The following is a 15,315-nucleotide window of genomic DNA, read 5'->3' as shown; positions in this document are numbered from 1 at the left end:
CCAAGCCAAATGACCATTTCTATCTGGAGATTTAGTCATCTTATGTTGGCTTTGGTATCTTCAATTTTTATTGCCTTAGCCTCTATAACGGGTTTAATATTAGCTTTCGAGCCGATATCAAATCAGTTAAAACCATACAATATTGACGGTAGCACCACTTTAGCAACTACCGTTCAAAATTTATCAGAAAGCTACGATGAAATCATTACCATTGAAACCGATGAAAATGATTTTGTCGTAGCTTCTGTTATTACTAATGAAGGTGATAGCGAAACCTTTTATGTTAATCCCGAAACAGGTGAAAACTTAGGTGAACTCATTGAAAAAGCACCTTTATTTAGGTTTGCAACAAACCTACACCGTTCCTTGTTTTTAAAATCTACAGGACGTTTTATCGTTGGGTTGGTTTCTTTCTTTTTAATCCTAATGGCTATAACAGGTGTCGTGTTAATTGCTAGGAGACAAGGAGGAATTTTAAAGTTTTTCTCAAAAGTTATAAATGAAGATTTTTCGCAGTATTATCATGTAGAGTTAGGTCGCTGGTTTCTAATTCCAATCATTATTGTGGCTTTTACAGGTGTTTATCTGTCTTTGGAAAAATTTTCACTTTTACCAGAAACTAAAATATCACATACCTATCCAGAAGCTGAATCTGAAAACCTTGAAAAAGTAGGTTTTAATGATTTCAAAGTCTTTAATGACATTAAAATTTCTGAAGTTAAAAGTTTTGAGTTTCCTTTTTCGGATGATGTCGAAGATTACTTTTTTATAAAGTTGAAGGATAAAGAATTATTGGTTAATCAATATTCTGGAGAAATTGTTAGTGAGCAACAGTATCCTTTGGTGCAACTGATGTCGCAATGGAGTTTATGGTTACACACAGGTCGTGGCACTTTAGTTTGGTCTGTAGTATTGGCCTTAGTCTGTTTGGCTTTGTTTTTCTTTATTTATTCAGGTTTTGCAATGACTTTAAAACGTCGAAATAAAATAAAGAAAACCAAAAACAAGTTTAACAAAGATGACGCAGAATACATCATTTTAGTAGGTTCCGAAACAGGGAATACTAATGATTTTGCAAGGTTGTTTTTTAATGCACTTTTAGAAAACGGAAAGAAAGCCTACATAACAGAGCTTAATAATTATTCTAATTTCAGTAGCGCCAAAGAAATCATTGTGTTTACATCAACTTATGGCGAAGGAGAAGCTCCTATAAGTGCCAATAAATTTGACAAAATTCTACCTACAATACATCAAAATAAGGAAATACAATATTCTGTAGTTGGTTTTGGCTCGCTACTTTACGAAGCCTACTGTAAGTATGCTGAAGACGTCGATGCTATGCTAAAGCAGCAAGAGAATTTTGTTGAGAAACTTCCGGTCTTCAAAATAAATAACCAATCTTTTGAAGCTTTTAAAACTTGGTTAGAATCATGGAGTGCTAAAACAGATTTCAACCTAATTGTAAAAGCTCCAGCAGAAAAATTAAGCTCAAAATATACCAGACAGTTTGAAGTGGTAAAGCGTACCGAACTCAATGTTGATGATACCTTTTTACTACAATTAAGACCAAAGAAAAAAATCAAATTTCAATCTGGTGATTTGCTCGCCTTCCGTCCAAATAAAAATGAAGCTGCACGTCAATATTCTATTGCAAAAGTTAATGGTGACATACTTTTAAGTATAAAAAAGCATGACAAAGGATTGTGTTCAACATACTTTAGTGAACTTAATGTTTCAGATGTTATTACTGCAACAATAGAATATAATAATGATTTCCATTTTCCTAAGGAAAATAAAAATGTTGTATTGATTGCTAATGGAACAGGAATCGCACCCTTTTTAGGAATGATTCAAGAAAATTCTGGACAGCAAAATATCAGTTTGTTTTGGGGAGGACGAACAAAACGGTCTGTAGAATTATATGCCGACACTTTAAATGAAGCTTTAGAAAATGAAACCTTATCGCAATTTTATGCGCAATATTCACAAGAGCAAGAGCATAAACTTTACGTTCAGGATATCATTGTAGAACATTCAGAGTTTATGGCTAACCACTTGCGTCACGGTGGAAAAATAATGATTTGTGGTTCTATAGCTATGCAAAATAGAGTTTTGGAAGTTATTAATGACATAACAACCAAACATCTCGAAGCTCCTCTATGTACCTTTGAAAATAACGGACAATTAGCTATGGATTGTTATTAATTTAATGCCTCAAAGTCTCAATTTTTAGTTAATACTAAAATAATTGTCAAAAGCCTAGAAATACGCTTATAGTTTATATATAATCTGTATCTTTGCGTGCAATTATATCTTAATTGCCATGACAGCACACGAAAACAAGATCTTAGGTGAGGGACTCACTTACGACGACGTCCTTTTAGTTCCAGCCTTTTCAGAAGTACTTCCTCGCGAGGTCAATATTCAAACAAAATTCACAAGAAATATAACCATTAATATTCCCGTGGTTTCCGCAGCAATGGATACGGTTACCGAAAGCAAAATGGCTATTGCCATGGCTAGGGAAGGTGGTATTGGTGTTCTTCATAAGAATATGACTATAGAACAACAAGCCACTAAAGTGCGTCGTGTAAAACGTGCTGAAAGCGGAATGATTATAGATCCTGTGACGTTGCCAATCGGTGCAAAAGTTATTGATGCTAAGAATGCTATGAAAGAGCACAGTATTGGAGGTATCCCTATTGTTGATGATAATGGAATTTTAAAAGGTATTGTTACTAACAGAGATTTACGTTTTGAGCATGCCAATGACAGACCTATTATTGAAGTAATGACTAGTGAAAAATTAGTTACGGCACCTGTTGGTACATCTTTAAAAGACGCTGAAGCTATTCTACAAGAAAATAAAATTGAAAAATTATTGATTGTTGAAGGCGATAAACTGGCAGGACTTATCACGTTTAGAGACATTACTAAGGTAACTCAAAAGCCAATCGCTAATAAGGATACTTATGGTAGATTACGTGTTGCTGCTGCAATTGGTGTAACAGGTGATGCTGTGGATAGAGCAGAAGCGTTGGTAAATGCAGGTGTTGATGCTGTGGTTATTGATACAGCTCACGGACATACAAAAGGTGTAGTTGCAATATTAAAAGAAATAAAGTCTAAATTCCCAGAGCTTGAAGTAATAGTAGGTAACATAGCAACAGGTGAAGCTGCTAAATATTTGGTGGAAGCTGGTGCAGATGCGGTGAAAGTCGGTATCGGTCCAGGTTCTATTTGTACAACGCGTGTGGTTGCAGGTGTTGGTTTTCCACAATTTTCTGCAGTGCTAGAAGTGGCTGCAGCCATAAAAGGTTCAGGTGTTCCTGTGATTGCTGATGGTGGTATCCGTTATACAGGGGATATACCAAAGGCTATAGCGGCTGGTGCAGATACAGTAATGTTAGGTTCACTTTTAGCAGGTACCAAAGAAAGTCCTGGTGAAACCATTATTTACGAAGGCCGTAAGTTTAAATCTTACCGTGGTATGGGTTCTGTTGAGGCCATGAAGCAAGGTAGTAAGGATCGTTATTTCCAAGATGTTGAAGATGATATTAAAAAATTAGTTCCAGAAGGTATTGTTGGTCGTGTACCATACAAAGGGGAACTATTTGAAAGTATTCATCAATTTGTTGGTGGCTTACGTGCTGGTATGGGATATTGTGGAGCTAAGGATATTGCTACTTTAAAAGAAAACGGGCGATTTGTAAAAATTACGTCTAGTGGTATTAACGAAAGTCATCCACATGATGTTACCATTACTAAAGAAGCACCAAATTATTCGAGATAATAATCTTAGATTAAATAAAATTTATAAAATAAAAAAAACCAGCATTTTTGATGCTGGTTTTTTTTATGCTCTAGCTAGAATTTTAGAATTAAGGATAAGCAATTAATTATAACATTATTAATCTACTTTCATTATTTCTTCAATAATTTCACCATTTTCGTGAACAAGAATTTTTAACAGCTCTGTTTTTTCGTCTATAACAAATTCAAACTGTAGATTTCTATCCTTTGCAAAAAATAAATTTTCAGTTTCAGGATATATGGTAACTTTAAATTCACCCGCTTCCAAATTTAGTAGATTGTCTTCTTTAGAAATAGTTACATTTCCAATCCGAGAAGATTTATAATTACCTAAATATTTACTTAAAATTTCATCAGGTAACTTTATTTCTGTTTTAGGGGTTTTGTAGACTATCGGTTGGTGATCATAACTAAAAACTCTGGACATTTTCCAAGTATCATCTTTATGTTTCCAAATGTGTGTAAATTTAGCTTTACCAACCAGTTTTTCTTTTTTGTCATCTTCATTTACATAAAATATATGCTCTCCAGTTAGAATAGCTCCATAGTTATTAAGAGGAAATATTTCCATACTTCCTTGGATGACTTCCCTCCTCAATCTCCAATTTTCATTTGTACAAATTCCTTTTTTTATTGCTTCTAAGAAATTATCTAATGTGGAAGTCAACCCATTTTTATCATGATAAAATTCCAAATCATCTGTTAGAAATATTTTCATTCCAATTATATCACATGAGTTATAGGCTTCCCAAAAAAGGCTGTCAGATTGAATTATTTCTTGAGATAGTATTTGAGATTTTTTAGCTCCATGGGAGGATTGTGCCGTTACCACATTCCCAGATGTGATAATAAATGAAGCGAGAATTAAAAGTCTTGAAAATTTCATGAGTCTAAGTTTTCTTTATAGACATCGAAGAAATTAGTTTGTTACAGTCTTTGTAATCAATATTTTAATGGCTACTGTAAGTAGTTGTATGGTTTAGCGGTTAATTTAGCAAGTATATACCAAACTGAAAATCCGTGAGGGTTTTTAGAAGTAGGCGAGAACAAGCAATTACTTATAGCCATCCTAAGTTTGTAATGCGTTTTTATTTAATTTCTAAAGTGTTCAATATTAATCCAAACTCTTCTTTTTCTTTATTCCAATCTTTTACATTAGTTGTTGCAGTAAATATGTTGGTAGTTTTATCAGTTAAAATTTGAAAGAAAATAGTTTTCTGTTCGACAGTTACATTTAGTAAACGATTTTTATATTCAATTTCAATTCCCTCAATTTCATTTCCCATAACGTTGAGAGTAATTTTCTTTCTACTATTTAGAATTTCTGTATCTAAAAAATAGTCGCTCATTTTACTTTGCAAATTTGCTATGTAATTATCTGCTAATTCGTTTATATCATACTCATACCTTTTATTATAATGTTGAATTCCGAAAACAAAATGTTTGGGTGATTTTATATTAGTCCATTTGAACCCTATCTCTGAATTTTCACCATTCTTTCCTTCATACCATTCGTTTGGAACAGAAAACTCAACATTTTCAATTTTAAATTGGTCTTGTTTATCAGAATTGTTTTGAGAATTACAGCTTTGGAAACTGATAAGAAAAATCATTATAAAAATCAGTTTGACTATTTTTTTCATTTTTATCGAACCCTGTTTCAAATGCATTACAACGTATTTGGCTATGGTTTCGTTGCGTGAAAATCCGCGAGGATTTTCCGCCGTAAACCGAAGATAGCAAATTTGCGAGGACTTTCCGCAAGGAAAGTCAGAAGCAATGAATTATAGCCGGTGTTGTAGCCAGTTTTTATCTCATCCATCCTTCGATGATATAATTTTTTTCTAATAATTTCTCTTCCTTTCCATTATTGTCTGGTTTGAACCAAATTTCAAACCTTGCACCATATGGTTTTCCCCAATCTCCCTCATAAATCGTAAAATCATCTTTGGTACTGAACTTCTTGATGCTGTCATTAGTATTGCTAATTCTCATACTTGACCTTTCCTTTAGTCTTGGGGCTGAAAGTTCTATTTCTTGAGTTATTTCAAATGCTTTAAGAAAGGCTATTCCATTTTGTTTTGACTTAATCCATAAATCATATTCATATAAACCTGGTTGGAAAGAATTATAAAGTTGAAAATCAGTTTTTTCTTTTATGATTTGTTTTATACTGTCAGGTCTTATTGACTCAAAATTATCTCCCATTCTTGTGTCAATCGGTTTTTCCAATTTTACATTTTCGGGTAATTTTAAATTATCAGCAAAAGTATCTGTGTCAGGTCCAAACATAGACATAAAGGAAGAAATGAAAATTAAACCTAAAACACCGACAAATAAAGTTCCTAATTGTAATATTCCTATATACCACTTTCCTTTGATTAGTTGCCAGAATCCAGCGATAAGCAATAAGATAATAGTAAACAGAAAAAAATAATCTGATATATTCAGTAAAGTTTTATTCTTTGATGAAATTAGAGCTAGAAAAATTAGAGACGATAAAATGAACAATAAAAAAGGTAACCACCATTTCTTTAAAATATATATTTTTAGGAATTCTGTCATTTTCTCAAATTGGCTACAACAACAGGATATACGTATTAACTATATCCACATTATATGTTTATGCTTGCAATGTAAAGAAAATAAGTTAGTTATAGTAAAATAAAAAACCACTAACAGTTAAATTAGTGGTTTGTGTAAATTTTTTTTTAAAGTTCCTTTTAAGGAGCCGTTGGTACTACACCAAGGGTGTATAGTTGTTCCATTGTTGGGCTTTCACTACCACCTGCAGGCTCTAAAGTAATACCAAATGCCTGGCTTTCGTTTGCATTGGCAATGGTAAAGATTTTGTTTTCGTCTGTATTAAAATCTTCAATAGTACCTAAACTTGTTGGTGTTAATGGGTTTAACGTTAACGACCATACTTGCCAAACTTTTCCTTCTGGTGCATTTGGTAAGCCTACAGCATCTAAGTAGATGGTATTATCGGCTTTGTTCCAATATACTTTGGCATAACTGTTGGCAAAATCACCTTGTCCACCAAGTGGTACAGCTAAGATATCTTTATCTCTAATAGCATCAAGAAGGTCTTTGGTGTTTGCCAAATTGTTTCTGGCATCTTCTATTTGTGTTTCAAGATATTGATTTTCTATATCAGCTGTTTGTAGTTGTTCTTCTAACTTCGTTTTATTATTAAGTGTCCATAATAAACCTCCTGCTAATAAAATAGAGGCTGCCCAACCTGTGTAAGAAATCCAGTTTGGTTTCTTAGGTCTCATGTCTACAACCTTATTATCAGTGTCTTTTAATTTTCCTCTAAACGATTCAAAATTTATAGAATGTGGAGATACGGCAGCGGTTAACTTTACAACAGCGGCTTCTATTTCTAGAACCTCTTGTAACAATTCAGGATATTGTTGCAAAAGTTCATAGACCTCCTGATTTTCTTTTTCAGAAAGTTGGCCAGCTACGTATAGCTCTAAAATACCAGATTCTATGTATGCATTTGTATCCATAATTTATAATACCATATCACGTAACTCCTTAATACAGTTACGATTTCTTGTTTTTACTGTTCCTATTGGCATGTCTAACTCTTCAGAAGTTTCTTTTTGAGTAAATCCTTTAAAGTAAAGAAGCTCAATAACTTCCTTACATTTTTTACCTAAATTCTTTACAAACTTTTTAATTCCGATAGCATCTGTACTGTTATCTAAATTATCATTGCTTGTTATAATATCTACGAAAAAATCTGAGTTGAGGTTTTGTTTTTTTTGCTTAAATGCTTTGGAACGGGTCTTATCTATAGCTGCATTTCGAGCTATGTTTAATATCCACGTAAAAAACCTTCCCTTTTTAGATGAGTAGGTGTGTGCATTATGCCATGCTTTTATAAAAACATCTTGCATAAGCTCATCTGCGATCGCTGTATCTTTAACAATATTGTAAACCACTCCATGTATACTATCGCTATACATACCGTATAGTTTTTGGAAGGCTACTTCATTCTTATTTTGAAATTGCGATACTAGTGTGTCTAAATCTGCCATACAAAGATTTATTAAAGAAGTTTTGTAATGCTAGGGGAAGGGATATCATTACAAAACTTCTATTTGGTTAGTATTTTTTCTTTGAGGGATTTATTACTCAATAATACCAGCACAACCTACACGAGCGCCAGCAGCACCAGATGGTTGTGATGTAAAGTCGTCTACACCAAGGTGTACAATAATTGCTTTTCCTAAAATGTCTTTAGTATCGTCTCCACAACCAATACACCATTCGTCTGTACTCATAGAAACGGTTCCTCTACCATTTGCATTAACTTCAAAGTTTCCTATATCTCCTTTGTGATAACCTGCTTCATCTCCCCATTTTCCATGTGGTTGGCCAGTTGGGTTCCAGTGTCCACCTGTAGATTTTCCATCAGGTGAAGAACAATCTGCTTTTTCGTGAATATGGATAGCGTGTTCGCCTTCCTCAAGTCCTGTAATGGTCCCAACCAAAGAAACAACACCATCTTTTTCTGTAAAGTTAATGGTACCTTCAGTATTACTGTCACTTTTAGGAGATAGTTTAATTGAAAGCTTTTTTTCCATTGGCGCTTCATCAACAATCTCTTCTACTTCCATTTCAGTTTCTTCAACAACTTCTTCGGCTTCTTTCTTGGTTTCTTTACAAGCTGTGGCAAAGACAATGCTAAATACAAATACTATTAGTTTTAAGTTTTTCATTTTTAAGTTTTATTGTTTCTAGTAAAGTTAATGATATAACTACGTTTCTGCAAACGAATACGGATTAGAGTTACAATTTTAATGAATATGACAAAAGTCATGTTTTAAGCAATTGCTTAGAATTAATTTTGAATCGTCAATAAATAGGTATGTGTCAATCATTAGTAAATAAATACAATGTTGCTGGTCCTCGTTATACCAGTTACCCAACGGTTCCGTATTGGAATATAGAAACGTTTTCATTGCAACAATGGACAGCATCTTTGCGTAAATCTTTTAATGAAAGTAATGCTACGGAAGGATTAAGTTTATATCTACACTTGCCTTTTTGTGAAAGTCTTTGCACATTTTGTGGATGCCATAAACGCATTACCAAACGCCATGAAGTAGAAAGTCCTTATACCAAAGCACTTTTAAAAGAGTGGGATTTGTACAGAGCTATGTTGGGCGGTAAGCCAAAAATCAAAGAATTACATCTTGGAGGTGGTACACCAACATTTTTTTCTCCTGAGAATTTGAATTTTTTGTTGTCTGAACTTTTTAAGGTTTCTGAATTAGCAGAAGATTACGAATTTAGTTTTGAAGGGCATCCAAACAATACTACAGAAGCACACCTTCAAACATTATACGATTTAGGTTTTAGACGTGTAAGTTTTGGAGTTCAAGATTATAATATTAAAGTGCAGCAGGCGATACATCGTATTCAACCGTTTGAAAACGTAAAACGAGTGACTGAACTAGCTAGAGCAATTGGCTATACTTCTGTAGGGCATGATATTATTTTCGGTTTACCATTTCAGACCGAAGAGGATGTTGTAAATACTATTGGTAAGACTAAAGAATTGATGCCAGATCGTATAGCATTTTACAGTTATGCACATGTGCCTTGGATAAAAGGAAATGGTCAGCGTGGTTATAAGGATGAAGATTTACCTTCAGGAGATTCTAAACGTCACCAATACGAAACAGGAAAGCAACTTTTAGAAGAAGCAGGTTATATTGAAATTGGTATGGACCATTTTGCTTTAAAAAAAGATGCGCTGTACAAAGCTATGCAAAACAATACCTTGCATCGTAATTTTATGGGTTATACAGCTTCAAAAACTCAAGCTATGATTGGTTTGGGAGTATCTTCAATTAGCGATAGTTGGTATGGTTTTGCACAGAATGTAAAATCTATTGAAGAATACTATCATTTGGTAGATAACGGTATTATTCCTGTGTACAGAGGTCATATTTTGAATACTGAAGATTTAATAATAAGACAGCACATTCTTAATCTGATGTGCAATTTTGAAACGTCTTGGTTAAATGATGATTTAACATTTGATGAGCTACCAGAAGTATTAATAAAACTTAAAGAATTTGAAAAAGATGGTTTGCTAGAATTTGGAAGTAAACAAGTTTTAGTAACGGAAAAAGGCAAACCGTTTATCCGAAATATATGTATGGCTTTTGATTTGTTGTTGCAACGCAAAAAACCAGACACTCAATTATTCTCAATGACTATTTAAACCAAAAAAGATGAAAAAAATTATTGTACCAGTAGATTTTTCGGAATATTCGGAGTTTGCGCTAGAAGCAGCAGCTAACTTGGCCCAAAAGTACGATTCTGAAATTATTGTTCTTCATATGTTAGAACTGTCTAATGCTATTATTACAGCTAATAATGATTCTTTGAATGAAGAAGCCGTGTTTTATTTGAAATTAGCAGAACAACGTTTCGATAATTTTTTAGATAAGCCTTACTTAAAAGGTATTAAAGTATCTCCTGTTGTGAAACATTTCAAGGTTTGGAATGAAGTTAATGACGTTGCCAATGAGCATCATGCCAATCTTATTGTTATGGGTTCTCATGGTGCAAGCGGAGTAAAGGAAGTCTTTTTAGGTTCTAATACTGAAAAGGTTGTGCGTTATGCTGACATTCCGGTTTTAGTAGTGAAACATAATCCTATTTTAATGGATTTTGAGAATGGCGTTTTTGCGAGTGATTTCTCAGAAGAAGCTATTGCTCCATATATAAAAGCTAAAAACACGTTTGACAAACTAAATGTAAAGTTACATTTAGTATATGTAAACACGCCAGATGGAAACTTTAAAAGTACATCTGAAATTGATAAAAAAGTTACACATTTCTTAAAGAAAGCCGACGGTCATTTAGATAACTTGGATAATGTACATGTGGTTTCAGACTATACTATAGAAGAAGGAATTTTAAACTTTGCTAATACTATTGGTGCAGATGTAATTGCTGTAGCTACACATGGTAGAAGAGGTTTAGCTCACTTTTTTGAAGGTAGTATTTCTGAAGACATTGCAAATCATTCAACTTTGCCTGTAATGACTTTTAAAATATGATTTTGGTGTTTTGTTAGTATTAATTACTATCATTGGGTGAAAACGTCAAAGACATTTGTCTTTGGCGTTTTTTTTAGCTCAGTTTATTGATGGCGAAGTCTGCCAGTAATTTCATCAATATGAATTACAAAAACAATAGGTAAATTATCAGTCTCGATTTTAGCAGAGAATTCATGAATATAATCTAGATCTACAAGTTCTTTTCTTAAGACCAAATCTTTTATGCCTAAAGAAAATTCGTGTAGCAAAGCTTTGGCATGGCTACCTTCCATTTCTTCAAAAGTACCATGAGCTACTACGGAAGTCCAGTCGTTTACAGATTCTATTTCCGTAACTTCAAGAGCCACTGCGCTATGCAGTCTTAAGGCATTGATTTTATGACCATCTCCTGAATAACAAATGATTTTTTCACCATTATAAAAGTAGGTGATAGGTATTACATAAGGCTTATTGTTGTAAATATAACCCAAATGACCAATGTAATTATTACTAAGAATAAAGGCGGATTCTTTATGTTTTAAAGACTTTCTCATACTGAAAACTTTCACAGTATAAGATACGAAAAATTTTAATGACAATCAATAGCGCTAGAAGCCATTTCTACAACTGGAGCAGGTGAGATGTAAGGGATACCAAGTCCTAATCCTCTGAGAATAAATAACACACCAATAACTACAACAAAAACAGGTATTGCTTTCTGAATACGTTGTTTTATGGTACTGTTTAAAAATTTACCTAAGTAAATTGCGGAGGTCATTAAAGGGATAGTACCTAAACCAAATAATATCATGTAAAGACTTCCTTGCAACAAGCTACCAGTTGCCAATGAACCAAAAACAGCCATATAAACTAGTCCACAAGGCAAAAAGCCATTCAAAAATCCGATAGTTAAAAAAGTATCTGATGTTTTCTTTTTTAAAGCTTGTCCTAAGTTAGACTTTACTTTTGAGATGATCTTATTTATAGGTCTTGATAAATTGTATTTACTAATGGTTTTATAAGGAATTAAAACCAAAACAATCATTATAATACCAATGGCAATAGATAATTGCTGTTGTAAACCAAAAATGTAAAGACTTTTACCAAGTAGACCAAAAACTAAGCCTATTATGCTATAAGCTAATAGTCTTCCAAAATGATAAATACCAATTTGGCTTACTTTTTTGAATGAGTTAGAACGATCTACAGGAAGCATAAAGGCTATTGGTCCGCACATACCTACGCAGTGCAAACTACCCAATAGCCCTAATACTAATCCTGATACTAACATGTTTCAATAATTGATTTCTTTTTTGAATAGATAAGGTTTATTATCGTATTCCCAATCTATTTTAATGTTCCAACGACCATCTAACAAATGGTTGTCAGGTATGAGCAAATTGTGGCTAGATAATGAAATTGGAGTTTCAAAATCTAAATGCTTGTTAGATGGTCTATATAGGAACACTTTTCCTTTTATCTTGTTATAATCTAAATCTTTAGGGAAACTAACAACCATACCTTCATTAGTTTTTTTCCATGTGATATTAGTTTTAAGGGATTTTGCATTGTTTTCTTTATCAATATCTCCTTGAAACTTTAGCTCTTGCTGGTAGTAATCTTCTACAACCAGATCGTGATCATACTTTTTATCAGTACTCATACTGATAACGAAATACATTATAAAGGCAATAAAGCCTGCAAATGCAATAACTATAGCTGTTCCCCAATTTATTTTCATAACATAATTTATTTTGTCTTCCTGAATTTGCTTCAGGATTTCTAGTTATAACTTCTAGGACCTAAGAAGGTTACAGAAGTTGTTTCTATTAATTTTTCACCACTGTATACATCAATGGTTATTTCATTTTTATCACCAGATAAATCGCTTTGTTTTAATTCAATAAACAAGGTGCCTTCTGCTAATCCACTTTCCTTAACTTCAAAAGTCTCAGTTGTAGATACTAGTTTTATGTCACCATCAACACCTCTAAGTTTAAACTTAACATCTTTAATGTCTTCAGTTGTTTTATTGACTACTTTGTAAGTGTAAACATTACTGATGATATTATTGTCCTTATGCTCATACAGTTGTCCTGGTAAACGCAATACTCTAGCTTCAACATCATTTCTAAGCGCTAACATACCACCCAAAACACCAATGAGAATAATAAGTACGGCAATGTAACCTTTCATTCGAGCCGTTAATTTAAAAGGCTCTTTCTTTTCAATATTGTCTTCACTTGCATAACGAATTAAACCTTTTGGAAGGTTAATTTTTTCCATTATGGTATCACATTCGTCAATACAAGCTGTACAGTTTACACATTCTAGCTGTGTGCCGTTTCTAATATCTATGCCTGTAGGACAAACATTAACACATTGAAAACAATCAATACAATCTCCATAACCCAAAGCTTCACGATCTTCATTCTTTCTAAATTTCTTTCTACCATTTTCTGCTTCACCACGTTTATGATCATAGGCTACAACTATAGATTTGTTATCTAAAAGTACACCTTGAAGTCGTCCGTAAGGACAAGCGATGATACAAACCTGTTCTCTAAACCACGCAAAGATGAAATAGAATACACCTGTAAAAATTAACAACGGAATTAATGTTCCCATGTGTTGAGCAGGTCCTTCTTGTATATATCTTAAAAGCTTATCACTTCCTATTAAATAGGCTAAAAAGATATTAGCTATTAAAAATGAAATCACTAAAAAGATGAACCATTTTAAAAGACGCTTTCTAATTTTTTCAGCATCCCATTTTTGCTTTTTAAGGCGCATTTGTTTGTTTCTGTCACCATCAATCCAATATTCAATGCGTCTAAAAACCATTTCCATAAAAATGGTTTGCGGACAAATCCACCCACAAAAAATACGACCAAAACCTACTGTAAATAGAGTGATAAATACCACGCCTATAATCATGGAAATTACAAACAGGTGAAAATCTTGAGGCCAAAATGGAAAACCAAAGATGTTAAATCGTCTTTCAAGGACGTTGAACATTAAAAATTGGTTGCCATTAATTTTTACAAAAGGGGCAGCAAATAGAAACGCTAATAGAATGTAGCTTACTATTTTGCGCTTATCGTAATAAGGGCCTGAAGGTTTTTTAGGAAATATCCAATTACGTTTACCTTCTTCGTTAATTGTACCTATTGAATCTCTAAAGACTTCGTTGTCTGGCGTTTCCATGTAGGAGTTGACTTTAAGAATTAATCATTTGAAGCAACGGTTTGGTTTTCTTCCGTTACTTCTGTTTCGGTGTTTTCTTCTTGGTTGTCGTCTTGGTTAGTGTCTTCTTCGGTTTCAGTAGTTTCGCTTTCAGATGTGGCATCAGAACTTTCAGCAGATTCGTCTACCCAAATATCGCCTTGAGCTTCTTTTGGATTTGCAGGTGTGGTGCCCTGAAATTGTAGTACATAACTTGCTACTTGTGCCATTTCTAAAGGTTTTAAATTGGCTTTCCAGGATACCATCCCTTTGCCATCTCGTCCACCTTCAGAAATTGTTCTAAATACATTTTTGATGCCTCCACCTAAAATCCAGTATTGATCTGTTAGGTTAGGACCAATTCCACCTCCACCATCAGCCATGTGACAAGCCACACAGTTGGTTTCAAAAATCACTCGTCCAGCATTAAGGTCAGCGTCTTCAGTTAATAACTCTACTGTATTAACATCAACTAGGTTTTTGGCAGTTTTTTTGTATTCTTCTATAGCTCTGTTAGCCTCTGCATATTCTATTTCATATTCAGCAAACTGATCATCAGCATTAAGAATATGATAACGTACCATATAAATTACACCAAATACAATTGTAGCATAGAATCCGTATAACCACCATGGTGGAAGGTTGTTGTCTAACTCTTTAATACCATCGTAATTATGATCTAAGATAATTTCACCTTCAGCTTCAATAGGCTTAGAGTCTAAAAGTTTGGTGTACGTTTTCTTAACCCATAATGTTAATTTTGAAGGAGCGTTGCGCTGTGCATCGTATCTGGCTTTGCCTTCTTCATCTAAACTCTGGTAAAGAATATTATCTAAAGAACCTACAATACCCTCTATTGCTATTAATACTAATAGTACTAATAAAAGGAATAATAAAACTATAGGTTGTTCTATAAACGCTGGTTGGTCGCCAGAATCTACAAAGTATTCTACTAGAGCAGCAATAGAAAAGAAGATTACTGGTACTCTAATGTATGATGGAATTAATTTTCTCATGATATGAAATCGTTTTGGTTATCTAAAGGTATATTGCTGACTTTTGTGATGTATTCTTTCTTTGCTGTAAACACCCAATAAAATAAGGCTACAAAAAAGACGAAGAATATTAAGAGCGATATCAATGGATAGATTTCTATTCCAGTGATACTTTCCATATGATGTTTTACAAACTTTAGCATAACGTT

General features: G+C 33.4%; 16 protein-coding genes. 4 read left to right on the top strand and 12 right to left on the bottom strand.

The features are described 5' to 3' along the window. Positions 1–9: 9 nt before the first annotated feature. Positions 10–2,205 carry a PepSY domain-containing protein gene (locus AC2H4K_RS02390; protein WP_493742791.1) on the top strand — a complete coding sequence of 732 codons (2,196 nt, stop codon included), beginning with the start codon at positions 10–12 and terminating at the stop codon, positions 2,203–2,205. Between the two features lie 118 nt (positions 2,206–2,323). Continuing rightward, positions 2,324–3,793, top strand: coding sequence for an IMP dehydrogenase (guaB, locus tag AC2H4K_RS02385; protein WP_281141101.1), 1,470 nt, complete (start codon positions 2,324–2,326; stop codon positions 3,791–3,793). A 117-nt stretch (positions 3,794–3,910) separates the two neighbouring features. Here the strand turns inward: guaB and AC2H4K_RS02380 are convergent, their stop codons facing one another. The 6 genes from AC2H4K_RS02380 to AC2H4K_RS02355 form a co-directional block, all read right to left on the bottom strand. Next, a complete protein-coding gene (locus tag AC2H4K_RS02380; protein WP_281141102.1) occupies positions 3,911–4,699 on the bottom strand; it encodes a nuclear transport factor 2 family protein in 789 nt (262 codons plus the stop codon). Between the two features lie 202 nt (positions 4,700–4,901). Further along, the gene (locus AC2H4K_RS02375) at positions 4,902–5,456 is read right to left on the bottom strand and encodes a hypothetical protein (RefSeq protein WP_281141103.1); all 555 of its coding nucleotides are present in this window, start codon (positions 5,454–5,456) and stop codon (positions 4,902–4,904) included. 166 nt (positions 5,457–5,622) lie between these two features. Continuing rightward, a complete protein-coding gene (locus tag AC2H4K_RS02370) occupies positions 5,623–6,378 on the bottom strand; it encodes an acyltransferase family protein (RefSeq protein ID WP_281141104.1) in 756 nt (251 codons plus the stop codon). A gap of 158 nt (positions 6,379–6,536) precedes the next feature. Beyond that, positions 6,537–7,331, bottom strand: coding sequence for an anti-sigma factor (locus tag AC2H4K_RS02365; protein ID WP_281141105.1), 795 nt, complete (start codon positions 7,329–7,331; stop codon positions 6,537–6,539). Positions 7,332–7,334: 3 nt separating this feature from the next. Continuing rightward, positions 7,335–7,865: an RNA polymerase sigma factor gene (locus AC2H4K_RS02360; protein WP_281141106.1), complete on the bottom strand. Its 531-nt coding sequence runs from the start codon at positions 7,863–7,865 to the stop codon at positions 7,335–7,337. A 93-nt stretch (positions 7,866–7,958) separates the two neighbouring features. Continuing rightward, positions 7,959–8,549: a superoxide dismutase family protein gene (locus tag AC2H4K_RS02355; RefSeq protein WP_281141107.1), complete on the bottom strand. Its 591-nt coding sequence runs from the start codon at positions 8,547–8,549 to the stop codon at positions 7,959–7,961. A gap of 149 nt (positions 8,550–8,698) precedes the next feature. On the opposite strand from AC2H4K_RS02355, the gene hemN reads away from it, so the two are divergent. Further along, positions 8,699–10,063, top strand: a complete 1,365-nt coding sequence (gene hemN, locus AC2H4K_RS02350; protein WP_281141108.1) for an oxygen-independent coproporphyrinogen III oxidase — start codon at positions 8,699–8,701, stop codon at positions 10,061–10,063. A 10-nt stretch (positions 10,064–10,073) separates the two neighbouring features. Next, positions 10,074–10,907 (top strand): universal stress protein, encoded by an 834-nt coding sequence (locus AC2H4K_RS02345; protein WP_281141109.1) that lies wholly within the window; start codon positions 10,074–10,076, stop codon positions 10,905–10,907. 83 nt (positions 10,908–10,990) lie between these two features. Here the strand turns inward: AC2H4K_RS02345 and AC2H4K_RS02340 are convergent, their stop codons facing one another. Genes AC2H4K_RS02340 through AC2H4K_RS02315 form a run of 6 tightly spaced genes read right to left on the bottom strand, consistent with a single transcriptional unit; the run spans position 10,991 to position 15,309 of the window. After that, entirely contained in the window at positions 10,991–11,440 is a 450-nt protein-coding gene (locus AC2H4K_RS02340; RefSeq protein WP_281141110.1) for a pyridoxamine 5'-phosphate oxidase family protein, read from the bottom strand. 35 nt (positions 11,441–11,475) lie between these two features. Beyond that, positions 11,476–12,177 carry a sulfite exporter TauE/SafE family protein gene (locus tag AC2H4K_RS02335; protein WP_281141111.1) on the bottom strand — a complete coding sequence of 234 codons (702 nt, stop codon included), beginning with the start codon at positions 12,175–12,177 and terminating at the stop codon, positions 11,476–11,478. A gap of 3 nt (positions 12,178–12,180) precedes the next feature. Further along, entirely contained in the window at positions 12,181–12,627 is a 447-nt protein-coding gene (locus AC2H4K_RS02330) for a FixH family protein (RefSeq protein WP_281141112.1), read from the bottom strand. Between the two features lie 41 nt (positions 12,628–12,668). Beyond that, on the bottom strand, positions 12,669–14,093 hold the full coding sequence (gene ccoG, locus AC2H4K_RS02325; RefSeq protein WP_281141113.1) for a cytochrome c oxidase accessory protein CcoG: 1,425 nt from the start codon (positions 14,091–14,093) through the stop codon (positions 12,669–12,671). A gap of 20 nt (positions 14,094–14,113) precedes the next feature. Next, complete coding sequence (locus AC2H4K_RS02320; RefSeq protein ID WP_281141114.1) at positions 14,114–15,127, bottom strand: cbb3-type cytochrome c oxidase N-terminal domain-containing protein; 1,014 nt, start codon at positions 15,125–15,127, stop codon at positions 14,114–14,116. Next, positions 15,124–15,309: a CcoQ/FixQ family Cbb3-type cytochrome c oxidase assembly chaperone gene (locus tag AC2H4K_RS02315; protein ID WP_281141115.1), complete on the bottom strand. Its 186-nt coding sequence runs from the start codon at positions 15,307–15,309 to the stop codon at positions 15,124–15,126. The genes AC2H4K_RS02320 and AC2H4K_RS02315 overlap by 4 nt, the downstream gene beginning before the upstream one ends. Between the last annotated feature and the right edge of the window lie 6 nt (positions 15,310–15,315).

The sequence above is a fragment of the Winogradskyella sp. 266wxhm genome (genome assembly GCF_058964685.1).
The sequence above is the reverse complement of the archived record's forward strand: the minus strand, read 5'-3'. Positions and strand labels throughout refer to the sequence as shown.